The 22,659-nt window shown below is 59.3% G+C and carries 21 protein-coding genes; 7 read left to right on the top strand and 14 right to left on the bottom strand.

Translation table 11 applies throughout. The annotated features are described in order from the left end of the window. Positions 1-46 precede the first annotated feature (46 nt). Positions 47-1,075, bottom strand: coding sequence for an S-methyl-5-thioribose-1-phosphate isomerase (mtnA, locus tag ACTU3N_RS20325; protein WP_443087947.1), 1,029 nt, complete (start codon positions 1,073-1,075; stop codon positions 47-49). 101 nt (positions 1,076-1,176) lie between these two features. Between mtnA and mtnK the strand changes: the two genes are divergently transcribed. After that, positions 1,177-2,376, top strand: a complete 1,200-nt coding sequence (gene mtnK, locus ACTU3N_RS20320) for an S-methyl-5-thioribose kinase (protein ID WP_443087946.1) — start codon at positions 1,177-1,179, stop codon at positions 2,374-2,376. A 40-nt stretch (positions 2,377-2,416) separates the two neighbouring features. Here mtnK and ACTU3N_RS20315 read toward each other — a convergent pair whose 3' ends face one another. The 4 genes from ACTU3N_RS20315 to ACTU3N_RS20300 are packed head-to-tail and all read right to left on the bottom strand — an operon-like array spanning position 2,417 to position 7,246. Further along, positions 2,417-3,661, bottom strand: a complete 1,245-nt coding sequence (locus ACTU3N_RS20315; protein ID WP_443087945.1) for an LVIVD repeat-containing protein — start codon at positions 3,659-3,661, stop codon at positions 2,417-2,419. Between the two features lie 9 nt (positions 3,662-3,670). Then, positions 3,671-4,735, bottom strand: a complete 1,065-nt coding sequence (locus tag ACTU3N_RS20310) for a sugar ABC transporter substrate-binding protein (protein WP_443087944.1) — start codon at positions 4,733-4,735, stop codon at positions 3,671-3,673. Between the two features lie 16 nt (positions 4,736-4,751). Continuing rightward, positions 4,752-5,747 (bottom strand): ABC transporter permease, encoded by a 996-nt coding sequence (locus ACTU3N_RS20305; RefSeq protein ID WP_443087943.1) that lies wholly within the window; start codon positions 5,745-5,747, stop codon positions 4,752-4,754. Continuing rightward, a complete protein-coding gene (locus ACTU3N_RS20300) occupies positions 5,744-7,246 on the bottom strand; it encodes a sugar ABC transporter ATP-binding protein (RefSeq protein WP_443087942.1) in 1,503 nt (500 codons plus the stop codon). Before ACTU3N_RS20300 ends, ACTU3N_RS20305 begins: the two co-directional genes overlap by 4 nt. A gap of 161 nt (positions 7,247-7,407) precedes the next feature. Between ACTU3N_RS20300 and ACTU3N_RS20295 the strand changes: the two genes are divergently transcribed. Continuing rightward, entirely contained in the window at positions 7,408-8,505 is a 1,098-nt protein-coding gene (locus ACTU3N_RS20295) for an oxidoreductase (protein ID WP_443087941.1), read from the top strand. Between the two features lie 7 nt (positions 8,506-8,512). On the opposite strand, the gene ACTU3N_RS20290 is transcribed toward ACTU3N_RS20295, so the two are convergent. Next, positions 8,513-9,100, bottom strand: coding sequence for a TetR/AcrR family transcriptional regulator (locus tag ACTU3N_RS20290; protein ID WP_443087940.1), 588 nt, complete (start codon positions 9,098-9,100; stop codon positions 8,513-8,515). A 112-nt stretch (positions 9,101-9,212) separates the two neighbouring features. Between ACTU3N_RS20290 and ACTU3N_RS20285 the strand changes: the two genes are divergently transcribed. Continuing rightward, complete coding sequence (locus ACTU3N_RS20285; protein WP_443087939.1) at positions 9,213-9,956, top strand: SDR family NAD(P)-dependent oxidoreductase; 744 nt, start codon at positions 9,213-9,215, stop codon at positions 9,954-9,956. 21 nt (positions 9,957-9,977) lie between these two features. On the opposite strand, the gene ACTU3N_RS20280 is transcribed toward ACTU3N_RS20285, so the two are convergent. The 7 genes from ACTU3N_RS20280 to entC all read right to left on the bottom strand — a co-directional run bounded on the left by ACTU3N_RS20280 (position 9,978) and on the right by entC (position 17,356). Beyond that, positions 9,978-10,175: a YbdD/YjiX family protein gene (locus tag ACTU3N_RS20280; protein ID WP_443087938.1), complete on the bottom strand. Its 198-nt coding sequence runs from the start codon at positions 10,173-10,175 to the stop codon at positions 9,978-9,980. A gap of 55 nt (positions 10,176-10,230) precedes the next feature. Beyond that, the gene (cstA, locus tag ACTU3N_RS20275; RefSeq protein WP_443087937.1) at positions 10,231-12,336 is read right to left on the bottom strand and encodes a pyruvate/proton symporter CstA; all 2,106 of its coding nucleotides are present in this window, start codon (positions 12,334-12,336) and stop codon (positions 10,231-10,233) included. A 191-nt stretch (positions 12,337-12,527) separates the two neighbouring features. Further along, positions 12,528-12,941 (bottom strand): proofreading thioesterase EntH, encoded by a 414-nt coding sequence (gene entH, locus ACTU3N_RS20270; protein WP_443087936.1) that lies wholly within the window; start codon positions 12,939-12,941, stop codon positions 12,528-12,530. After that, positions 12,942-13,697 (bottom strand): 2,3-dihydro-2,3-dihydroxybenzoate dehydrogenase EntA, encoded by a 756-nt coding sequence (gene entA / locus ACTU3N_RS20265; protein ID WP_443087935.1) that lies wholly within the window; start codon positions 13,695-13,697, stop codon positions 12,942-12,944. It lies immediately after the preceding gene. Further along, entirely contained in the window at positions 13,697-14,548 is an 852-nt protein-coding gene (locus ACTU3N_RS20260; protein ID WP_443087934.1) for an isochorismatase family protein, read from the bottom strand. The genes entA and ACTU3N_RS20260 overlap by 1 nt, the downstream gene beginning before the upstream one ends. Positions 14,549-14,560: 12 nt before the next feature. Continuing rightward, positions 14,561-16,171 carry a (2,3-dihydroxybenzoyl)adenylate synthase EntE gene (gene entE / locus ACTU3N_RS20255; RefSeq protein WP_443087933.1) on the bottom strand — a complete coding sequence of 537 codons (1,611 nt, stop codon included), beginning with the start codon at positions 16,169-16,171 and terminating at the stop codon, positions 14,561-14,563. Positions 16,172-16,180: 9 nt separating this feature from the next. Continuing rightward, on the bottom strand, positions 16,181-17,356 hold the full coding sequence (gene entC, locus ACTU3N_RS20250; RefSeq protein WP_443087932.1) for an isochorismate synthase EntC: 1,176 nt from the start codon (positions 17,354-17,356) through the stop codon (positions 16,181-16,183). Positions 17,357-17,545: 189 nt separating this feature from the next. Between entC and fepB the strand changes: the two genes are divergently transcribed. After that, the gene (gene fepB / locus ACTU3N_RS20245; protein ID WP_443087931.1) at positions 17,546-18,505 is read left to right on the top strand and encodes a Fe2+-enterobactin ABC transporter substrate-binding protein; all 960 of its coding nucleotides are present in this window, start codon (positions 17,546-17,548) and stop codon (positions 18,503-18,505) included. On the opposite strand, the gene entS is transcribed toward fepB, so the two are convergent. Continuing rightward, positions 18,485-19,741, bottom strand: a complete 1,257-nt coding sequence (gene entS, locus ACTU3N_RS20240; protein ID WP_443087930.1) for an enterobactin transporter EntS — start codon at positions 19,739-19,741, stop codon at positions 18,485-18,487. The genes fepB and entS overlap by 21 nt on opposite strands. Before the next feature lie 112 nt (positions 19,742-19,853). Here entS and fepD point away from each other — a divergent pair, with 112 nt between their 5' ends. Genes fepD through fepC form a run of 3 tightly spaced genes read left to right on the top strand, consistent with a single transcriptional unit; the run spans position 19,854 to position 22,638 of the window. Then, complete coding sequence (gene fepD, locus ACTU3N_RS20235; RefSeq protein WP_443087929.1) at positions 19,854-20,858, top strand: Fe(3+)-siderophore ABC transporter permease; 1,005 nt, start codon at positions 19,854-19,856, stop codon at positions 20,856-20,858. Next, entirely contained in the window at positions 20,855-21,847 is a 993-nt protein-coding gene (gene fepG, locus ACTU3N_RS20230) for an iron-enterobactin ABC transporter permease (protein WP_443087928.1), read from the top strand. The genes fepD and fepG overlap by 4 nt, the downstream gene beginning before the upstream one ends. Continuing rightward, complete coding sequence (gene fepC, locus ACTU3N_RS20225) at positions 21,844-22,638, top strand: iron-enterobactin ABC transporter ATP-binding protein (RefSeq protein WP_443087927.1); 795 nt, start codon at positions 21,844-21,846, stop codon at positions 22,636-22,638. The genes fepG and fepC overlap by 4 nt, the downstream gene beginning before the upstream one ends. Positions 22,639-22,659: the final 21 nt, after the last annotated feature.

The raw sequence follows: 22,659 nt of genomic DNA, 5'->3' as shown, positions 1-22,659 counted from the left end.
ACAGTAATATAAAGCGGGCGCTCCCGAAACCTGGAGCGCCCAATTGTTAGAGGATGCTTTTCGCAAACACGCCCGCCGCCACCTCCGGGGGAGTAACCACTCCGCTGTCCAGCACCCAACCGCTGATAAGCGACGCGGGCGTCACATCAAATGCCGGGTTATAAACCCGCGCGTCCTCAGGCGCCCACTGAACACAGCCAAAGCTTCCCGCCACGCCGGTCACTTCTGCGCCAGCACGCTGCTCAATCGGGATAGCCTCACCGTTTGGGCAACCCGGGTCCAGCGTGGTTTGCGGCGCCGCCACGTAAAAAGGGACGCCGTGAAATTTTGCCAGCACTGCCAGCGAATACGTGCCGATTTTGTTCGCCACATCACCATTGGCGGCTATTCTGTCCGCCCCCACCCACACCGCATCCACCTGCCCTTTGGCCATGATACTCGCGGCCATCGAATCGGTAATCAGCTGATAAGGCACACCCAGCTCGCCCAGTTCCCAGGCGGTAAGTCGCCCACCCTGCAATAATGGCCGCGTTTCATCCACCCACACGGTCGCCACTTTTCCTTGCTGATGCGCCAGTGCGATCACCCCAAGCGCCGTGCCTGTCCCTGCCGTTGCCAGCCCACCGGTATTACAGTGGGTCAGCAAACGGCTGCCCGGCTTCACAAGCGCAGCCCCGGCCTGCGCGATGTCGTCACACAGGCGTTTGTCCTCTTCCACTAAGCGCAGCGCTTCGTTTGCTAACGCCGCTACCCAGTTTTCCTGCGCCAGCGCCTGCTTCATTCGTTCGAGGTTATTCATCAGATTCACCGCCGTCGGGCGCGCGGCGCGCAGTGTTTCCAGCGCCTGTGCCAGCCGGCTTCGCGCTGCCCCCTGCTCCGCCAGCAGCGCCAACAACAGGCTGGCGGAAAGACCAATTAACGGCGCGCCGCGAACGCGCAACGCATGAATATGACCCACAAGTTCCTCTACCGTACTGGCCGGTAGCCAGTGTTTTTCCTGCGGTAAGGCCTGTTGGTCGAGAATAAATAAGCGATTATTGGCGACTCGCAGACTGGTGGTCTGTAATGGCTGCATCTCGTTAAATCCCTGTTGCGTTAATGTATCGTATTGTGTCAGGATGAGGTTCGGATGTATAGACGTCTAAATGGCTTTATTTCAGATATGAGGATCAGGCAATGTCGCACTACCGCACCTTCACCGCCCGCGATGCCGTGGCATATGCTCAACAGTTTGCTGGCCTGGACGATCCTTGCGCGCTGGTTGATGCCCGTGAAGTTGGCGACGGTAATCTGAACCTGGTGTTTAAGATTTTTGACCGCGAAGGCATCAGCCGCATCATCGTTAAACAAGCGCTGCCCTATGTCCGTTGCGTGGGAGAATCCTGGCCGCTCACGCTGGACAGAGCCAGGCTCGAAGCGCAAACGCTGATTGAACACTATCAACACTGCCCGCAGCACACGGTAAAAATCCACCACTTCGACCCACAGCTTGCGGTGATGGTGATGGAAGATCTCTCCAGCCATAAAATCTGGCGCGGTGAGCTGATCCACAACATTCATTACCCGCAGGCGGCAGCGCAACTGGGTGAATACCTGGCGCAAACCCTCTTTCACACCAGCGATTTCTTTTTGCACCCGCACGAGAAAAAAGCCCTCGTCGCCCGGTTTATTAACCCGGAAATGTGCGAAATAACCGAAGATCTGTTCTTCAACGACCCCTACCAAATCCATGAGCGCAACCAGTATCCGGCAGAGCTTGAGGCTGATATCGCCGCTCTGCGCGACGATGCTGCGTTAAAGCTGGCCGTGGCGGCACTCAAGCATCGCTTCTTCTCCCATGCCGAAGCGCTGCTGCACGGCGATATTCATAGCGGTTCGATTTTTGTTGCCGAAGGCAGCCTGAAAGCCATCGACGCCGAGTTTGGTTACGTCGGGCCAATCGGTTTTGACATTGGTACCGCAACGGGCAACCTGCTGCTGAACTACTGCGGCCTGCCGGGGCACCTGGGGCCGCGCGATGCCGCTGCCGCGCGTGAACAGCGCCTGGCCGATATCCACACCCTGTGGAACACTTTCAGCCAGCGTTTCCAGGCGCTGGCTGAGGAAAAAACGCGCGATACAGCGCTGGCCCAGCCGGGTTACGCTCAGGCGTTTTTACAGAAAGTCTGGGCGGATGCTATCGGCTTTTGCGGCACAGAACTGATTCGCCGCAGCGTCGGGTTGTCGCATGTGGCGGATATCGACAGCATCGCCGACAACGCGATGCGCCACGCCTGCCTGCGCCATGCCATTACGCTGGGCAGAGCGCTGATCCTGCTGGCTAGTCGTATTGATAGTGTTGATGAACTGATTGCCAGGGTGCGCCAGTACAGCTAGCCACCTTCTCCTGCGCCCGGAAACGCGCGCAGGAGCGCGTTTAGCCCAGATACTCAATCACTGATAAGCCACCGTTATAATCCGTGCTGTAGATTATCCCCTGTGCATCGACAAAGACGTCGCATGACTGAATGACGCGCGGCCTTCCGGGGCGGGTATCCATCATTTTTGCCGGTGCGCCAGGCACCAGCGCACCGGTTTCCACCGGGCGATAAGGGTTAGAAATATCGTATGCCCGCACACCCGCGTTCTGATACGTCGCAAAAATCAGCGTGGAGCTGATAAAGCTGCCAGGGCGGTTTTCATGCAGATTGTGCGGGCCAAAATGCGCGCCTTTCGCCACATAATCCGCCTCGTCCGGCTGCGGAAAGGTTGAGATGCTGACCGGATTGGACGGTTCTCTGATATCAAACAGCCAGATCAGTTTCTCGCCATCTTGTTGATTATCCAGCACGGCTTCATCCAGCACCACCAGCAAGTCCCGGTCAGGCAACGGCAGCGCGGTATGCGTACCGCCGCCGAAAGGTGGGCTCCAGTTACGGTGGCTGATAAGTTTTGGCTGCGTGCGGTCTTTGACATCCAGCAGCGTCAGCCCCCCGTCACGCCAGCTGCCATAAGCTGTATCTCCGCTGATAATCGCGTGATGCAGCGCATAGCGTTTACCGGCGGGCCACGTTGGCGTCTCGCCTGCGGCCTGATGCATCCCCGGCAGCCACCAGCGCCCGGCGACCTGCGGTTTACGCGGGTCGGCCAGATCGATGGTAAGGAAAATATAATCGCTAAAACCGTCGATAAGCGCCGAAACATACGCCCAGCGCCCACCCACGTACCAGATACGGTGAATACCGATGCCCTGCAGCGACAAGAAGCTGATTTCGCGCGGTTTATCCGGCGCAGAGATATCGAAAACACGCAGCCCGGCGCTCCAGCCTCTGTCCTGCACATCACTGACCGTGTCGCCAACGGAGCGGGTGTAATACACCTTTTCATCGGCAAAGCGTGCGTCAGCGAACAGGTCGCGCGCGTTAATCACCAACAGCAAATCATCGTGCGCTTGCAAGTGCACGTTCCACGTGCCCGGCGGCGCAGGCACATAGCCGACGGTTTTCGGCTTCGCTGGATTGCGCACATCCACAATCGAAAACCCCTGCGAAACCATATGCCCGATATAAGCAAAACCCCGGTGCACCATCAGCTGTACGCCGTCAGGCCGCCCGCCCTGATCGCTGTGACCAATCAGCCGCATATTGCGGCTGTATTCCGGGCGCGGTAGTTCAGTTGCCATAACCCGCCCTTATTTGTTTTTGGCTTCCAGCGTGGCAAACCACGGGGCGATAAAGTCCTGCGTCTGTCCCCAGCCCGGAATGATTTTACCCAGCGTCGCCACACTCACCGCCCCCGGCTGGCTTGCCAGCAGCGCTTGCGGGATAGCCGCCGCTTTGAAGTCATACGTGGCGGGTGTCGGTTCGCCTGCGATTTTATTCGCCAACAGGCGTACATTGGTGGCGCCAATCAGTTTTGGGTCCACCGCCACGCTCACCTTCCACGGGCTGTTGGCTTCGCGCATCAGCTGCAAATCCTGATTAGAGATATCAATGCTGTAGAGTTTTATCTCCGTGCGGCCGTTCTCTTTCAGCGCTTTGTACGCGCCCTGGCTAAAGGCATCCCAGGTGCCCCAAATAGCATCAATCTGCCCTTTCGGGTACTTCGCCAGCACAGCGCCAAGCTTGTTGGCGGTGTCTCCCTGGACATCAGACGAGACCGCGCCGATGGACTCCAGCTCCTTGATACCCGGATGCGCTTTCAGTAACGCGGCGTAGGCCGCCTGGCGACGCTCCATCGGCGGGAACCCGGCCACCCACAGTTTGATAATGTTGGCGTTACCGTTAAAGTCTTTCACCAGCTCGCCAAAAGAGAGGTTCGTCAACGAGGCATCGTCCTGCTGCGTCACCGTGACGCCTGCAATCTCCCCGTTCACCGCCGTATCAAATACCGACACCTTGATGCCTGCCGCCACCGCTTTTTTGATCAAGTCAGTGGAATAAGGATCGCGCCCCTGCGAGAGGATAATGCCGTCATATTTCTGGCTGATGGCCTGGTTAACAAAGTCCTGGAACTTCGCATCGTCACCGTTACTTAAAAAGGTGCTGATTTTAAAGCCGAGCTTTTTCCCCTCCTGCACGGCACCGGCCACAAACTGCGTAGTGTTATCATCAGACCCCAGGTTACGGATAAGCGCGATACGCACAGGCCCGTTATGGCTGGCAATCGCCTGCGGAACGGGCGATGGCGTGGCGGCAAAACCCGGTAGCGCGCTCAGTAACCCTGCCGCTAACAGTGTAAGTGTGATTTTTTTCATCTGACCCTCTGAATCATTAACGGCGCTGAAAATAGGTCAATGCCAGCGCGCCAGCCAGCACCAGACCTTTAATAATGTCCATCGCGTAATACGGCACCGACAGCATCACTAAGCCGTTTTGCAACACGCCAAGGATAACCGCGCCCACCAGCGTGCCGAGCGCGTTCGGTTTGCCGGAGCCTGCCAGCGAAAAACCTATCCAGGCCGCCGCGACGGCGTCCATCAGATATCCGCCGCCCGCGTTGACCTGCGAGGAGCCGATGCGCGAAGCGAGCAAAATGCCGCCAAGCCCGGCCAGCAGCGAGGCAATCACATACGCCGCCACTTTGTATCGCGTGGTACGTATTCCGGAGAGGCGCGCGGCTTCTGGGTTGCCGCCAATGGCGTACATCCGCCGACCGTGCGTGGTGAGTGACAAGCCAAGCTGGGCCACGAGCGTCACCACCAGCATAATGATGACAATGGTCGGCACCTGGCCGAGCAGGCCAAATGCCGCCGGGATCACGCCTTCTGCCATTTCACCACTCGGCAGCACCATGTTTTGTGTAATCGAGCCGCCGTAGCTGTAGGTCATCGCCACGCCCTGGATCACAAACAGGCTACCGAGGGTGGCGAGCATGTCGGGAATTCGCAGCACAACAATCAGAAACGCGTTAAACAGCCCGACCAGCGTACACAGCAGCAGAGTGATAACGATGGCTTCGGTGGTGCCAAAGCCGTGCCAGACGAACAGGGAGATAACCAGCGCATTGGCCAGCGAGGCGGTGGAACCCACGCTGAGGTCAAAGCCGCCGACGGTGAGCGAAATCGAGACGCCAATGGCTATCACCGTCACGATCGCTATCGAGCGTAATATGTTGATAATATTGAAAGGGTCGAGGAAGTTATCCGCCGCCAGACCAAAAATCGCCACCAGCGCGACCACGGTAAGCAACATGCCCCATTTATAAAGAAACTCAAAAAATTGCTGACGCGGCGACGCCGCCACGTTCACTGACAGGGCCTTGCTCACAGCGCCGTTCCTCCGGTGGAATAATAAAGTAATGTCTCTTCCAGAGCCTCCTTGCCCTGCATTTCTGCTACGATGCGCCCGTCCCACAGCACACAAATCCGGTCACACAACCCCACCAGCTCGGCAAATTCACCCGAGGCGTAAATTACCCCTTTGCCCTCGCGCGCCAGAGCGTCAATCAGCGCAAAGAGATCGGTTTTCGCTTTAACGTCTATGCCTTTGGTCGGTTCATCGAAAATTAGCACGTTGGCATTACCGCGCAGCCATTTACCGATAGCCACTTTTTGCTGATTGCCGCCGGAGAGACGGCGCAAGCGCTGCCCCGGCCCGGTGGTGCGCACGCCAACGCGGGCAATCACCTCCTGCGCCCAGCGCCAGGCCTGGCGATGGCCAAACAGCCCCCAGCGCGAGAAACTGTTATCCGCGCTGACCGATAAATTCATGCTCACCGCTTCGTCAATAAAGATGCCTTCTTTGCGCCGCTCTTCAGGCACCAGCGCCAGGCCGCGCTGGACAGAATCCGCCGGGTCGCGCGGTCGCCAGGGCTGGCTATTCAGCTCGCCGCGCGTGATGCGGCTTTTGCTCGCGCCAAACAGCGCCTTGCACAGCTCCGTTTTCCCGGCACCGGCCAGCCCGGCAATACCGAGAACTTCGCCTCTACGCAGACGCAAAGAGATATCTTTCAGCAGCCCTTCGTCGTGCAAACCCTCCACGCTGAGCAGCATTTCATCACCGGGCGTCGGGCGCGGCGGCGGCCAGATATCGCTCAGCTTATGACCGAGCATTTTCTCGACGATTTGCTCCCCGCTGAGCGCCGCCATCGGGCCGCTTTCAATCAGCTTACCGTCGCGCAGAACGGTTAAGGTGTCGCAAATCGCTTTCAGCTCATGAATACGGTGTGAGATAAACACCACGCCGATCCCCTGCTGTTGCAGGCGCTTCACGACGGTGAATAAGCGCTCACTTTCGTGCCGATCCAGCGGCGCGGTCGGTTCGTCGAGGATCAGAAAACGACACGCGCTGGAGAGCGCCCGCGCCAGCAGCACCTGCTGTTTTTCCGCCAGCGAACAGCTATCAATACTGCGCCGGACGTCCAGCGAGACATCCAGCAGCGCCAGCGCATCGCTCGCCTGCCTGCGAATTTCGCTCCAGCGGTAGCGATGCCCGGCTTCGGCGAGTTTATCGAGCATAATATTTTCCGCGATGCTCAGCCCCGGCACTAACGCCACATCCACTTCCTGTTGCACCAGATGGATGCCGAGCTGCTTTGCGTCACGCGGTGTGCGCACAGACACCACCTGATGATTGATGCTTATCTCCCCTTCATAGTGCGCATGGGTGCCGCACAGCACCGCCATCAGCGTGGATTTCCCCGCGCCGTTGGCGCCGGTCAACGCATGCACCGAACCGCCGCGCAGGGTGAAGTCCACCTGTGAGAGCGCTTTCGCGCCAGCAAAGCTCAGGCAAATGCCGCGCATCGCGAGGTGGTTATGACTCATGGTGTTTATACCCACGGTTTAATAGATTGATTTAACGAATTTTTCACAGCCTGGCTTGACTGGCAACGACAGAAAAGGCATAAGATAAAGCCAAATATTATTAGCCATCCGGATGTCCAGACATAACATCGGGTTAGCCTTCCTCCACAAGGACACAACTTATGAGCAGTACAGAGATTCGCGTCGTACCCGGCCCGGCCAACTACTTTTCACACGCGGGCAGCCTTGCGCGCATAGCGGATTTTTTCACCCCGGAGCAGCTTTCCCGCGCGGTGTGGATTTATGGCGAGCGCGCTTTTGCCGGGGCCGAAGCCTTTTTGCCTGCGGCCTTTCACGCGCCGGGAGCCAAACACTGCCTGTTCAAAGGCCACTGTAGCGAGCGCGATGTGAATGAACTGGTGCGCCAGGCGGGCGACGACGGAGCGGTGGTGATTGGTATTGGCGGCGGTGCGCTGCTGGATACGGTCAAAGCCGTGGCGCGCCGTCTTGCGCTGCCAGTGGTGGCTATCCCGACTATCGCCGCCACCTGTGCGGCCTGGACACCGCTCTCGGTCTGGTATAACGACGAGGGCCAGGCGTTACACTTTGAGATCTTTGACGACGCTAACTTCCTGGTGCTGGTGGAGCCGCAGATAATCCTCAACGCACCGGCGGAGTATCTGCTGGCGGGTATTGGCGACACGCTGGCGAAATGGTACGAAGCGGTCGTGCTGGCACCCCAGCCGGAAAACTTACCGCTGACGGTACGTCTGGGCATTAACGGCGCGCTGGCCATTCGCGATCTGTTATTAACGAGCAGCGAGCAGGCGCTGGCAGACCAACAACGCGGCGAGGTTACTCAGGCGTTTCGTGATGTGGTGGACGCCATTATTGCCGGCGGCGGCATGGTGGGCGGTCTTGGCGAGCGCTATACCCGCGTGGCGGCAGCTCATGCGGTGCATAACGGCCTGACGGTACTGGCGCAAACGGATAAATTCCTGCATGGCACCAAAGTGGCGTACGGCATTCTGGTACAAAGCGCCCTGCTCGGCCAGGACGCAGTGCTTGCCGAGCTTATCGCCGCCTTTAAGCGCTTTAACCTGCCCACGTCGCTTGCCGCGCTGGCGGTGGATATCAACGACCGCGTCGCGCTGGATAAGGTGATTGTGCACACCCTGCGCCCGGTCGAGTCTATCCATTATCTGCCGGTCACCCTGACAGCCGACACCTTGCGCCGCGCCTTTGAAAAAGTCGAAGCCCTGTCGCGCCAGAGCGTGTGACAACGCGTTACGCGGGCCACAGGGCCATCGCCATGCGCGCAATGGCAAGCAGCGTTTCACGGCTCGCCCCGTCGCGCGCCTGAATCGACATCCCCTGCTGGATGCTGGCATAGAGTTTTGCCAGCGCGTCGATATCGGTTCCGGCGGGCAGCTCCCCTTGAGAAAGCCCCCGCGCCAGGGTGGCTTTTAACATATCAATGCCCCTGGCGCGAAGCTGGCGCACCCGGTTGCCCAGTCGATCGTTGCCTTCGCAGCCCACCGCCGAGAGCGTCACCATACAACCGTTTGGTATATCGCTTCGCGTTAAGGTCTGCGCTGAGCGCTCCAGCCAACGCGCCACCGCCGCTTTTGCTGAGGTTTCGCTGGCCATATCGCCCCAAATCAACGGCGCGATACACTGTTCGTAATGTTGCAGCACTTCGTCATACAGATCTTCTTTGCTGCCAAACGCCGCATACAGGCTGGGAGATTTGATCCCCATCGCCTGGTACAAATCACTCATTGACGTGGCGGTATATCCCTTGCGCCAGAAGAGATCCATCGCCTTGTTAAGTGCTTCAACGCGATCAAATTCACGTGGTCTTCCGCGTCCCATCGTTTCGCCTCCATACATTTTGTGCTGATCGATATATTAATACTATTGACGGACAGGTGAAAGGCTGTTTATTTTAATTGTGTATCAATCGACACATAATTCAGGAGCCATCATGTCATATGCACTTTCAGGTAAACGCGCCTTAGTCACCGGTGCCAGTCGTGGTCTGGGTAAAGCTATCGCGCTGACGCTGGCGCGCGCGGGCGCAGATGTTGCTATCACCTTTGAAAAATCAGCACAAAAAGCCGGGGACGTTGCGGGCGAAATACAGGCGCTTGGTCGTAATGGCCTTGCGATTCAGGCAGACAGCGCCCGGCCAGAAGCGGTTCGCGCGGCGGTAACCCAGGCGGTCGAAGCGCTGGGAGGGCTGGATATCCTCGTCAATAACGCAGGCATTGCTTACGGCGGATCGCTTGAAGAAATGTCGCAAGAACAGATCGACGCATTAATTAACGTCAACATTCGCGGCGTGGTCTACGCCACGCAGGCTGCGCTGGCATACCTGCCAGACGGCGGGCGGATTATCAATATCGGCAGCAGCCTTTCTGACCGCGTGCCATTACAGGGGGTCGCCATCTATTCCATGACCAAGTCGGCGCTGAACTCGCTGACGCGCGGGCTGGCGCGGGATCTGGGAGCCAGAGGTATTACGGTGAATATGGTGAAACCCGGCTCGACAGACAGCGATATGAACCCGGCCAACGGTGAGAATTCAGAAACGCAGCGGCAACTCACTGCGCTTGGGCACTATGGCGAGCCGCAGGATATCGCCGAAGCCGTAGCGTTCCTGGCAAGCCCGGCGGCAAAACAGATAACCGGTGCGGATATTGTGGTCGATGGCGGTGCAAACGCCTGATTCGAACGCTGAGACGGCGCGTCAGCAACAGCGCGCGCCGCCTTTCCCACCGTAGCGAGCATCCTGCCGCTCGCGGAAAAACTCCTCATAGCTCATCGGCGTCTGCTCAGGATGCGTAATGCGTACATGCTCAACGTAGTTGTCATAATCCGGCACGCCAATCATCATTTTCGCCGCCTGACCAAGATACTTTCCGGCTTTCGAAAGGGTATCAAACATGGTGTCTCCCGTTAGGATTTCCTCACCCTCGCCACAAAGAGGGTGAGGAGAACAATTAATGCGCGCCTTTTGCCTGGGTAACAATCTGCTCGACGTTTTCCGGCATCGGCTCATACGGCGTCTCTTTTGCCGTGGGTTTCTCGTCTTTTAACGCCGCCAGCGCGGTTTTCAGCGAGTAGCCCGCCAGCACCACAACCACCACCATAAAGAAGATGGTCAGTCCTGCGTCGAGACGGTTGTTAAACACCAGTTGTGCCAGCTGTGACTGGGTATACTGCGCCGGAATATTACCGCTGTCGATCATCGCCTGGAATTTATTCGCGATAGCCAGGAAACCGACTTTGGTATCCGGACTGAACGACTTCTGCCAGCCCGCCACCAGCGTGCACACCAGCAGCCAGGCCGTCGGCACCAGCGCCACCCATGCGTAACGCTGGCGCTTCATCTTAAACAGCACCACCGCGCAGAGCATCAGCGCCATGCCTGCCAGCATCTGGTTAGCGATGCCGAACAGCGGCCACAGGGTGTTGATACCGCCCAACGGATCGACAACGCCCTGATGCAGGAAGTAGCCCCACGCCAGCACGCACAGCGCGGTGGCGAGCAGGTTTGCCGGGAGTGATTCAGTACGTTTAAGCGTCGGTGAGATAACCCCCAGCAGATCCTGCAACATAAAGCGCGCCGCACGCGTCCCGGCATCCACCGCCGTCAAAATAAACAGCGCCTCAAACAAAATAGCGAAGTGATACCAGAACGAGACATCCATCAGCCCGCCGAGCGCGCCGTGCAGAATGTAGGCCATCCCCACGGCAAGGGTCGGTGCGCCGCCCGCGCGCGAAATAATGGATTGCTCGCCCACTTCGTTAGCGATGTGCGTCAGGGTTTCTGGCGTCACGCTAAAGCCCCAGCCGCTCACCACCTGCGCCGCCGACGCCACCACATCCACCGCGCCCGCCGGGGCGAGTACCGCCATCGGGCTGTTCATGGCGAAGTATACGCCCGGGTCGATAATACAGGCGGAGACCAGCGCCATAATCGCCACAAATGATTCCATTAACATGCCGCCGTAGCCGATAAAGCAGGCCTGCCCTTCGCTGGCGAGCATCTTCGGCGTGGTGCCGGACGAAATCAGCGCATGGAAGCCCGACACCGCGCCACAGGCAATCGTAATAAAGAGAAACGGAAACAGATCGCCCGTCCACACCGGCCCGGTACCATCGACAAAGCGGGTCAACGCAGGCATGGTCAGCGTCGGGCGCATAATCAGGATGCCAATCGCCAGACCGATAATGGTGCCGATTTTCAGGAAGGTCGACAGGTAGTCTCGGGGAGCCAGCAGCAACCACACTGGCAGCACGGCCGCCACAAAACCGTAGCCCACCAGCATCCACGTCAGCTGGACGCCGGTAAAATCAAAAAACGGTGCCCAGGTCGGGCTGGCCGCGACCCAGCCGCCGGAAATAATGGCAAACACCAGCATCACAAGGCCGATAACCGAGACCTCGCCAATCCGTCCTGGACGCAGATAGCGAATATAGATCCCCATAAAAATCGCCAGCGGAATGGTAAAGGCCACGGTGTAAGTTCCCCACGGGCTGTGGGTCAGCGCTTTGACGACAATCATTGCCAGCACTGCGAGGATAATCACCATGATCATAAAGGTCGCCACCAGCGCAATCACGCCCACGGTCGGCCCCATCTCCTCTTTCACCATCTCCCCAAGCGAACGCCCGTCGCGGCGGGTAGAGATAAACAGCACCATAAAATCCTGCACCGCCCCCGCCAGCACCACGCCCGCGAGGATCCAGATCATGCCCGGCAGATACCCCATCTGCGCGGCCAGCACCGGGCCAACCAGCGGGCCAGCCCCGGCAATCGCCGCAAAATGGTGACCGAACAGCACTTTTTTGTCAGTTGGCACATAGTCCAGGCCATCGTTGTGCCGCACCGCCGGGGTCATGCGCGTCGGGTCAACCTGCAGCACTTTTCTGGCGATAAAGAGGCCGTAAAATCGGTAAGCAATAAGGTAGACACAGACCGCCGCCACCACAATCCACAGTGCGTTGATCTGCTCGCCACGGTTTAGCGCGATGTAGCCGAGGGCAAAAGCTCCGACGAGGGAGAGGATTGCCCAGATGAGGTATTTCCCTGCGTTGTTCATAGTGGTTATCCGTTGTGGAGACAGAAGAATGTTACATTTTGTTTCTATCTCAATTCACAATTTTTAACAACTTTGAAACATGAGAAATCAGCCTTTCATCGGGGCATTTACACCATTGTGTTAAGGAGATCACTGTCGCGCGGCAGGTAAAGGGCAAAAGCGTTAGCTGCCCTGGGATATTGCGCGGTGAATTAGCCCAGCACCGCCGTGCTCAGACGGCAGGTACAGCAGCGCCGCCCCTGCTCGTCAAACACGACGATTTCCCAGCTTTGCTGCTGACGGCTCAGATGTAACGGCTGACAAACGCCGCGCACTTTACCCTGCGCCACCGGGCGATGATGCGACGCGTTCAGCTCGGTGCCCACCACGCACTGGCCGTCGCGCGTCATCAGATACCCCGCCATAGAACCGAGGGTTTCCGCCAGCGCCGCCGATGCGCCGCCGTGCAGCAGGCCAAACGGCTGATGGGTGCGGGCATCGACCGGCATTTCAGCTTCCAGCGTATCGTCGCCGATGCGGGTATACACAATGCCAAGATGCGCCACCATCGTGGCGCTGCTGGTCGCGTTTAGCTCATCAAGGGTTAAATGACGTTTCCAGATCATTTATGCCCCCAGCGTCGAGCCGCCATCCACCACGATATCCTGTAACGTGATGTGGCCTGCCAGATCAGAAGCCAGAAACAAAATCGTATTCGCCACGTCCTGTGGCCGGGCGATTTTACCCAGCGGAATACCCAGCTTGAACTGCTCGCTAAACCCGCGGATACGCTGCTGTTCAGCATCATCACTTTGCCAGAGCGTGCGCTGCATATCCGTGTCGGTGGAGCCTGGCGAGACAATATTGCACCGCACATGGCTTGCTGCCAGCTCCAGACCAACGGTCAGCGCCAGGCTTTTGAGCGCCGCTTTTGACGCGCCATACGCGCTCATCCCGATGCGCGGCGTGTGCGCCGCATCTGAGGCAACGGTTACAATCGCCCCACTCTGCTGGCGGCGAAACTGCGCCATCGTCTGCTGAAAAAAGTTAAACGCCCCGCCCACATTCACCGCAAAAGTGCGCTGCCACGCCTGCGGCGACAACGCATCCGTCGCGCCCATATGCAAAATGCCAGCGGCATTGACCAGCACATCCAGCCGCTCGTTTTGCGCCAGCAAGTGCGCACAAACCGCCGCCACCTGCCCGGCTTCGGCGACATCCAGCGTTTCACAGGCAAAGGGGTAATCCGTGCCCGGAAAGGCGATATCCAGCCCGGTCACCCGTGCGCCTGTGTCGGCAAATGCCCGCGCGGTCGCGTAGCCAATTCCCTTTCCGGCCCCGGTGACCCACACCATTTTCCCGGAAAAATCCAGCGCAGGCATTATTTCACCTCGCGGGAAAGTAGCGCCCACCAGGCATCAATCGTCGGGTTCTTCGCCAGCATCACAAAATCGATATCGCTGTGGACTTTGCGCCAGCGGGCGGCCAGCGCCATCATGCGCACCGAATCCAGACCGTAATCAATCAGGTTTTCGTCGTCCAGCGGCTCGTCAGACTCGTCCAGCAGCGGCAGGATAAGCGCACGCAGCGCCGCTTTACTGCCCGGCACCGGCAACAACGCCTGGGTCAGCAGCACGCGACCGGAGCGACCGGCGACGTATTTCAGCGACATCAGATGCTCCTCGCGGCTAAAGTCAGCCAGCGCATCGGCCACCATAAAAGGTTTGATATCGCGCATGAATGCATCGGTGGCGGTGGTCATGCAGCCGATATGGGCGTACACACCGGTGATAATCAGCTGGTCACGGCCCGTTTCTTTGAGCATTTGCTCTAATGGCGAGCGGTGAAACGCGCTGTAGCGCCACTTCACCAGCACCGTATCGGCCTCGTCTGGCGCCAGCTCCGCCACAATTTTTTGCTGCTCCGGCGAGCGGGTCAGTCCCGGCCCCCACATATCATTGAGCAGCGCCCGGTCTTCATCGCTCTGCTCTTTCGGCTGCGCGGTGTAATAGACCGGAATACTATGCTGCTTGCAGAAGTCACGCAGCGCGGCGATATTCGCCACCACCTGCTGCATCATCGGGCAGTTATCACCCCAGAAGTTGATGAAATACTCCTGCATATCATGAATCAACAGCGCGGCACGCTGAGGCTCGAACGCCCAGCTGACTTTATTTTCCGGGATATCCGCCGCTGTCGGCAGCGCGTAGCCCTGCAATTTAGGGATTGCCATGTTCTCTCCTCGTTACGCGCTGGCGCGCTGTGCCAGCCACTGGCGTAATTGTTTTTTATCGACCTTGCCCACCGGCGTTAGCGGCAGTGCGTCCAGGCATTCGACCCGATCCGGCAGTTTGTACTCCGCCACGCCTTGCTCGCGCAGAAAACGCCGGATGGCCACCGCCCGCACCGGCGCTTTTACCACCAGATACGCGCAGCTTTTCTCGCCGAGCAGCTCATCTTCCATACTGACCAAAGCCGCATGAATCACTGCCTCATGGCGCAGGAGCAGGTTTTCTATCTCTTCGGCGGCAATTTTCTCGCCGCCACGGTTGATCTGATCTTTTTCACGCCCCTGCACGGTGATATAGCCCTGCTCATCAATCGAAATCAGATCCCCGGAGCAGTAAAAACCGTTCTTATCAAAGGCGCTGGCGTTGTGTTCCGGGCTATTAAAATATCCACGGAAGGTATAAGGGCCGCGCGTCATCAACCGCCCGACCTGCCCTGGTGGCAGCGGGTTGCCCTGCTCATCGGCCACCCAGACTTCATCGTCCGGGCACATCGGACGCCCCTGGGTATGAAAAATACGCGCGTCGCTGTCATCCAGACGGGTGTAGTTCACCAGCCCTTCGGCCATGCCGAACACTTGCTGCAGCTGGCAGCCGATCTCAGCCGGAATACGTGCTGCAAGCGTTGCCGATAAACGCGCGCCGCCAACCTGCAACAGTTTGAGCGACGCGAGCTGCGCGTTGCTGCCCCACTCGTTTATCGCCTGCAACCACAGGCTTACGGCAGGCGGCACCAGCGCGGTCACGTTGATGCGATGCTTTTCAATCAGTGCAAAACAAAGGCTCGCGCTGGGATCGGCGGCCAAAACAACGCAGCCTTCGGCCAGAAAGACGCCCAGCGCGCCAGGTGAACTCATCGGGTAGTTATGCGCCGCAGGCAGGGCGCACAGGTAGCGGGTTTGTGCATTGAAGCCACAAATCTCATTGCTGCGCAAAATGCTGTAGTAGTAATCATTATGCGTGCGCGGAATGAGTTTCGGCGTGCCGGTGCTGCCGCCGGAGAGCTGGAAGAACGCCACTTCATCCGCCGGGGTCGGCGTTGCGAGCAGCGCCTGCGCCGGGCGGGCAATCGCCGCTTCCAGCCCATGCTCGCTGCTCTCGCCGCGCAGCAACACCACCCGCAGCGAGCGGTGCTGCGCCACAAAATCATTCACAAAGGTATCGTCAGCAAATAACGCGTGCTGGCGATCGGCTATCAGCAGCGCCGGTTTTATCTGCGAAGCGTATGCATTGAGTTCGCTACGCTGATGGCTGAACAGGGCGTTCACCGGCGCGACGCCGATTTTTAACAGCGCAAACAGCGTGATGTAAAACTCCGCCACGTTGCCAAGCTGCACCAGCGCCGTCTCCCCGTGGCGAACCCCTTGCGCCTGTAATGCACTCGCCAGGTTATCAACGGCCTGATTAAGCGCCTGGTAAGTGAACTCCCGCTCGCCGTCAATCACCGCGACCGCGTTGCTCTGCGCGTGGCGCGTCAACATCTCGATCAGCGGCAAATCCTGCCAGTAACCTTTTTCACGGTAGCGTCTGGCGAACTCATCCGGCCAGCGGGTAAAAGGAATGGACATTTTTGCTCCTTAATGCAGGCCAAACACGTTCAGCATGGTGGTCAGTTTGACGCCGGTTTCGCGCCACTCAGAAAGCGGCGAAGAAGCCGGAACAATCCCTGCCCCGGCGAACAGGCGCACCGTGCGCTCATAAAGACGAGCGCAGCGGATAGTGACCACCCATTCGCCGTTGCCCTCGGCATCGCACCAGCCAACGATGCCGCCGAACAGTTCCCTGTCGAACGGCTCCAGTTCCGCAATCAGTTTTTTCGCCGCCTGATGCGGGAAACCGCTCAGCGCAGGCGTAGGATGCAGCAGGCAGGCAAGCGTCAGGGCATTCTCTTCGTCACGCGCAACGCCCTCAATAGGCGTGGCCAGGTGCCAGAGGGTCGGCGTGCTGACCAGTTGCGGCGAGTCCGGCAGCGTCAGCGAACGGCTGCGCGGTGCGAGCACGGCTTTCATCGCCTGCGTGACCAGTTCATGCTCGTGGCGGTCTTTTTCTGACGCCAGCAGCTTGTTGCCTGCTTCGCGATCGAGCATGTCGTCTGGCTGACGACGCGCAGACCCCGCCAGCGGCAGCGAGCTAAAATGCGCCCCCTCTTTGCGCACCAGCAGTTCCGGGCTGGCGCCCAGCAGCACGCCGCCATCCGGTAGCGGCACGTGGAAGTTAAAACTGGCCGGGTTTTGCGCAATCAACCGCTCCAGCAGCGCGCCGCTGTCGATACGGCTTTGCGTATTGATATCAATCAGGCGCGAAAGGACGACTTTATCCACCTCCGGCGTCGCGGTTTTTGCCACCGCGCGCTCCACCATCTGCATAAAGGTATCCTGCTCAGGGATAGCCGTTTGCGACGTCACGGCAGGCATCGCGGCGCCCGCGTGGTAACGGGCTGAGCGCTGTTTGTCCGGGCGGGAGAAGCTTTCTATGCGTTGCGGGATAAACAGAGCGGACGGCTGCGTCGTATCGAAGGGGATAGCGCCCACCATCACCGGGTTGGCGATGCCAGAGGCTTTGGCATCGGCAAAGGCCTGCGCCAGTTTTTGCTGGAAGCGGCTCGCCTGCGCCTCGCCGCCGCTGGCCGGCTCAGAGAAGCGGGCAAAACAGCCTGTTGTGGTAAAACTGCGGTACGGCGACATAAAGAAAAACTGTTCAGCGTTCAGTGTGTTAGCTGAGCGCTTAATATCCTCTGCCAGTTCGGTATCCATCTCTCCTCCAACAACGCTAAGTTAACTAATAATTATTATCATTTGCATTTTAAGTCCGATAAGATAAAAAGTTATGACCGGCTCTGTCAACAGCAGAATCTTTCTCTGTAGGGCAAATGCTTGCATCTGCTTCATTCAACACTGAAAATGATACGCATTAACTTTACGTTTAAATACAGGATGTGCCACGTGAGATTACCTGTTTTCTTCTGCAAGTCCTTATTGTTACTGTGCTTTTTCACTTGCGGATTAACCTCAGCCGCCGCTGAAGGCTGGCCGCGCCAGGTGACGGACAGCCACGGAACCCACCAGCTCGACAGCAAACCGCAGCGTATTGTCTCTACCAGCGTCACCCTCACCGGTTCACTGCTGGCGATTGATGCGCCCGTGGTGGCGAGCGGCGCGACCACGCCGAACAACCGTTTCGCCGACGCGCAGGGTTTTTTGCGCCAGTGGGGCGATATTGCAAAACAACGTAACGTGGCGCGCCTTTATATCGGCGAACCCAATGCCGAAGCGGTCGCCGCGCAGATGCCGGATTTGATCCTGATAAGCGCTACCGGCGGTGATTCTGCCCTCGCGCTCTACGATCAGCTCTCGACCATCGCGCCGACGCTGGTGATTAACTACGACGATAAAAGCTGGCAAGCGCTGCTGACCCAGCTTGGCGAGATAACCGGCCACGAGCAGCAGGCCGCCGCGCGTATCACCGAGTTCAATCAAAAGCTCGCGGCAGCGAAAGCGCGCATGACGTTGCCGCCTCAGCCGGTCAGCGCGCTGGTTTACAACCCGGCGGCGCATAACGCGAATCTGTGGACAAAAGACTCCGCCCAGGGGCAATTGATGGAGCAGTTGGGTTTCGCCCTTGCTTCGCTGCCTGCCGGGTTACAGGGCAGCCAGAGCCAGGGCAAACGTCACGATATCGTGCAGTTAGGCGGTGAAAATCTGGCTGCCGGATTGAACGGCGAGGCGCTGTTCTTGTTTGCCAGCTCGCAGAAAGAGGCGGATGCGCTGGCGGCGAATCCTCTGCTTGCGCATATCCCGGCGGTGCAACAAAAGCGTGTTTATGCGCTGGGCGCGGAGACGTTCCGCCTGGATTACTACAGCGCCACCCGCGTGCTGCAACGCTTAACCGCGCTGTTTGGTTAGTTCGCTCTCTGGCGGCGTTTGGCGAAAACGCCGCAGCTCTCCCAGCACCATCACCAGCAGCACGCCAATTATCACCAGCGCGAAGCCGCTGATACTGGCCGACGCAGCAGGCGTAATCATTGAGCCCATCGCGCCAAGCAGCGCCGCGCCGATGGCATCTCCGGTCACGTTCTGCGCCGTCCATAAACCGTTAATGCGCCCGAGCATCGCTTCCGGCGTCTGGGTTTGCAGCAACGTATATTGTAAAAGCGAACTCACCGCGCTCAGCCAGCCGCAGAGCGCCAGAAACAGCGCGCCCAGCTGCCAGACCGGCATCAAACTGAACAGACCGATTGCGAGAAACGCCCCAAGCGTGGTTGCCAGCATCACCACGCCTGGCCGCTCGCTGTGCGCCAGCCGACCGCTGGTTAGCGCGCCGATGGCGGCGCCCAAAGGCAGCGCTGCATACAGCAGGCCAATCCCGGCGGGCGACATCTGCCAGCCGGTCGCCAGCGCCGGGTAGAGCACGCGCACGGCGCTCGCCATCGTCAGCAATCCGCCAAGCAGCGCAATACCGCCTATCAATGGGTTACGCAGTAAAAATTGCAGCGCGGCCAGCAGCGATTTCAGCGGGTGCTCGCGCGGCTGTGGCGGCGGTGGCAAGGTGGGCAAGCTCAGCAGAGGCAGCAAGGTAATAAAGGTGCCCGTTGCCGCGAGGCCGTAGTTCCACACCACGCCGCCGGTCGCCAACAGCAGGCCGCCGCACATCGGGGAAATCACCGAGCCCAGGCGCACGGTCAGCATGGTTATCGCTCCGGCCTGCATCAAATTTTCCCGCCCGACCAGCGCAGGCGTCGCCGCCAGAAGCGCCGTCACGCCCAGCGCACCAAAGAAACCGTCCCAAATGCCCAAAAGATAAATCGTCGCCAGCGACGGGGTGGGAAGCAGCGCATTAAGACACAGACCGATAAACCCGACGCCACAGGTGGAGCGCGCCAGTAAAATCAGTTTTTTACGCTCAAACCTGTCCGCCAGTACGCCGCCAATCATCAGGCCGATAAACATCGACCCGCCGGTAAGCGTCACGGCAAGCCCCACCGGCCAGCTCGATTGTGTCAGCGTCTGAATTTGTACCGGCACGGCAACGCCCAGTAAACCGAGCGCGAGGATGGAGATAAAACGCGCCAGAAAGACCGCGCGATAAGCCGGGTGCGTGCGCAGCAGGCTCAGGTTTAACAGCCAGGATTGTTGCTTCATTACAATGCCTTAATACACACTTTTTTATGCCCACTTGCGGGCGGCGCATGGTAACATACCAGAACAAGATCGATAACGATAATTACTATCATTATCAAATTCAAGGTGTTGTATGTCGTTTTCTGCTTTCCCGACGCGCCCCTGCGCTCTTGTCGGGTTATTGATATTGCTACTGATAGCCATTGCACTCAGCCTGTTAATCGGTGCCAAACCGATACCCGCCTCCGTGGTGATTGATGCCCTGACCGGCGCGTGCCAGAGCGCGGACTGCACCATTGTGCTGGATGCCCGCCTGCCCCGCACGCTGGCAGGTATTCTTGCCGGTGGCGCGCTGGGCGTGGCCGGTGCGCTGATGCAAACCCTCACCCGCAACCCGCTGGCCGATCCGGGCCTGCTTGGCGTCAATTCTGGCGCAAGCTTTGCTATTGTGCTCGGCGCGGCGCTGCTCGGCGTGGCGTCGCCCCAGGAGCAACTGCTGCTGGCGTTTTGCGGCGCGCTGGCCGCCTCCTTGCTGGTCGCCTTTACCGGTAGCCAGGGCGGCGGGCAGCTCAGCCCGGTGCGCCTGACGCTGGCAGGCGTTGCGCTAAGCGCCGTGCTCGAAGGCTTATCGAGCGGCATTTCGCTACTCAATGCAGACGTCTACGATCAGCTGCGTTTCTGGCAGGCCGGTTCGCTGGATATCCGCACACTCTCCACGCTGAAAATTGTCCTGTTGCCGGTTGTGCTGGCTGGCGGCATCGCTTTATTGCTAAGCCGTGCGCTGAACAGCCTGAGCCTCGGCAGCGACACCGCCACGGCGCTTGGCAGCAAAGTGGCGCGCACCCAGCTGCTTGGGCTGCTGGCGATTAGCATCCTGTGTGGCAGCGCCACCGCCGTGGTTGGGCCGATTGCGTTTATTGGCCTGATGATGCCGCATATGGCGCGCTGGCTGGTGGGTGCCGATCACCGCTGGTCGCTGCCGGTCACCCTGGTTGCCACCCCTGCCCTGCTGCTGTTTGCCGATATTATTGGCCGCCTGCTGGTGCCGGGCGAGCTGCGCGTGTCGGTCGTGAGCGCCTTTATCGGCGCGCCGGTATTGATAGCGCTGGTGCGCCGCGCGAAAGGAGGTGGCCTGTGATAGCGCCCTCCCGCCGCCTGGTTGTTAGCTGTTTAGTGATGACCATCGCCGCACTGGTGCTGAGCGCCTTCAGCCTGCGCAGCGGCGCGGTTACGCTGGCGTTTTCTGATGTTTTCCACGCCCTCTTTGGCGATGCGCCGCGCGCGATGAAACTCGTCGTCACCGAGTGGCGTCTGCCGCGCGTGCTGATGGCGCTGCTGATTGGTGCCGCTCTTGGCGTCAGCGGCGCGATTTTTCAGTCGCTAATGCGAAACCCGCTCGGCAGCCCCGATGTGATGGGTTTTAACACCGGGGCGTGGAGCGGTGTGCTGGTGGCGATGGTGCTGTTTGGTCAGCATCTGACCGCTATCGCGCTGGCGGCCATGGCAGGCGGAATATTCACCTCGCTAATTGTCTGGCTGCTGGCCTGGCGCAACGGTATCGAAACTTTCCGCCTGATTATTGTCGGCATCGGCGTGCGCGCGATGCTGGTGGCCTTTAACACCTGGCTTTTGCTGAAAGCCTCTCTGGAAACCGCGCTCAGCGCCGGGCTGTGGAACGCAGGTTCGTTAAACGGCCTGACCTGGGCAAAATTGCTGCCCTCTGCGCCGATTATTGTGGCGATGTTTGTCTGCGCGGCCTTGCTGGCTCGCCGCTTGCGGCTGCTGGAGATGGGCGATGACAGCGCCTGCGCGCTGGGAGTCAGCGTTGAGCGCTCGCGCCTGCTGCTGATGCTGGTGGCGGTGGCGCTCACCGCGGCGGCGACGGCGCTGGCAGGCCCAATTTCCTTTATTGCGCTGGTTGCGCCGCATATTGCGCGCAGAATTAGCGCTACCGCGCGCTGGGGGCTGGCGCAGTCCGCCCTGTGCGGCGCGCTGCTGCTGCTGGGGGCCGATATGATAGCCCAGCAAGGGTTCACGCCTTACCAGTTGCCGGTCGGTGTGGTGACGGTCAGCCTCGGCGGCATCTACCTTATCGCCTTGTTAATTCAGGAGTCCCGCAAAAAATGAACGATTCACAAGCCCGTTTGCGTGGCGAAGCGCTCACCCTGGGTTACGGCAAAAAAATCGTTGCCGAGCAGTTGACGGTCGCTATTCCCGACGGCCATTTCACCGCGATCATCGGGCCTAACGGCTGCGGGAAATCAACGCTGCTGCGCACGCTCAGCCGCCTGATGACGCCGACCAACGGGCACGTTTACCTGGATGGCGAGCAGATCCAGCGCTTTGCCAGCAAAGAGGTGGCGCGGCGCATCGGGTTACTGGCGCAAAACGCCAGCACGCCGGGAGATATCACCGTGCAGGAGCTGGTCGCGCGCGGGCGCTATCCGCACCAGCCGCTGTTTACCCGCTGGCGTAAAGAGGATGAAGCGGCGGTGCAGCGCGCGATGCGGGCAACCGGCGTGGAGAACCTGGCGCAGCAAAGCGTCGATACGCTCTCCGGCGGCCAGCGCCAGCGTGCATGGATTGCGATGGTGCTGGCGCAGGAAACCGCCATTATGCTGCTCGATGAGCCGACAACCTGGCTGGATATCAGTTATCAGATAGATGTGCTGGAGCTGTTAAGCGCGCTGAATCGCGAGCAAGGTTACACGCTGGCGGCGGTGCTGCACGACTTAAACCAGGCCTGCCGCTACGCCACGCATCTGATTGCGCTGCGCGACGGCAAGATTGTGGCGCAGGGCGCGCCAAAAGAGATAGTCACCGCCGAGCTGATTGAAGCGGTCTACGGCATGCGCTGCATGATAATTGACGATCCTGTCGCGCATACGCCGCTGGTGGTGCCGCTGGGGCGTCAATAGTGCGGCCTGGGCGAGCGCGTG

Source organism: Vagococcus sp. WN89Y (assembly GCF_052220145.1).
GTDB lineage: Bacteria > Pseudomonadota > Gammaproteobacteria > Enterobacterales > Enterobacteriaceae > Kosakonia.
This window is presented reverse-complemented; position numbering and strand designations above follow the sequence as displayed.

Coding starts and splice junctions, on each gene's coding strand:
- mtnA (WP_443087947.1), bottom strand. CDS start 1,075: ATGCAGCCATTACAGACCACCAGTCTGCGAGTCGCCAATAATCGCTTA.
- ACTU3N_RS20310 (WP_443087944.1), bottom strand. CDS start 4,735: ATGAAAAAAATCACACTTACACTGTTAGCGGCAGGGTTACTGAGCGCG.
- ACTU3N_RS20290 (WP_443087940.1), bottom strand. CDS start 9,100: ATGGGACGCGGAAGACCACGTGAATTTGATCGCGTTGAAGCACTTAAC.
- fepC (WP_443087927.1), top strand. CDS start 21,844: ATGAACGATTCACAAGCCCGTTTGCGTGGCGAAGCGCTCACCCTGGGT.
- ACTU3N_RS20315 (WP_443087945.1), bottom strand. CDS start 3,661: ATGGCAACTGAACTACCGCGCCCGGAATACAGCCGCAATATGCGGCTG.
- ACTU3N_RS20295 (WP_443087941.1), top strand. CDS start 7,408: ATGAGCAGTACAGAGATTCGCGTCGTACCCGGCCCGGCCAACTACTTT.
- entC (WP_443087932.1), bottom strand. CDS start 17,356: ATGGATACCGAACTGGCAGAGGATATTAAGCGCTCAGCTAACACACTG.
- ACTU3N_RS20285 (WP_443087939.1), top strand. CDS start 9,213: ATGTCATATGCACTTTCAGGTAAACGCGCCTTAGTCACCGGTGCCAGT.
- entS (WP_443087930.1), bottom strand. CDS start 19,741: ATGAAGCAACAATCCTGGCTGTTAAACCTGAGCCTGCTGCGCACGCAC.
- ACTU3N_RS20300 (WP_443087942.1), bottom strand. CDS start 7,246: ATGAGTCATAACCACCTCGCGATGCGCGGCATTTGCCTGAGCTTTGCT.
- entE (WP_443087933.1), bottom strand. CDS start 16,171: ATGTCCATTCCTTTTACCCGCTGGCCGGATGAGTTCGCCAGACGCTAC.
- cstA (WP_443087937.1), bottom strand. CDS start 12,336: ATGAACAACGCAGGGAAATACCTCATCTGGGCAATCCTCTCCCTCGTC.
- entH (WP_443087936.1), bottom strand. CDS start 12,941: ATGATCTGGAAACGTCATTTAACCCTTGATGAGCTAAACGCGACCAGC.
- ACTU3N_RS20280 (WP_443087938.1), bottom strand. CDS start 10,175: ATGTTTGATACCCTTTCGAAAGCCGGAAAGTATCTTGGTCAGGCGGCG.
- mtnK (WP_443087946.1), top strand. CDS start 1,177: ATGTCGCACTACCGCACCTTCACCGCCCGCGATGCCGTGGCATATGCT.
- fepD (WP_443087929.1), top strand. CDS start 19,854: ATGTCGTTTTCTGCTTTCCCGACGCGCCCCTGCGCTCTTGTCGGGTTA.
- entA (WP_443087935.1), bottom strand. CDS start 13,697: ATGCCTGCGCTGGATTTTTCCGGGAAAATGGTGTGGGTCACCGGGGCC.
- ACTU3N_RS20260 (WP_443087934.1), bottom strand. CDS start 14,548: ATGGCAATCCCTAAATTGCAGGGCTACGCGCTGCCGACAGCGGCGGAT.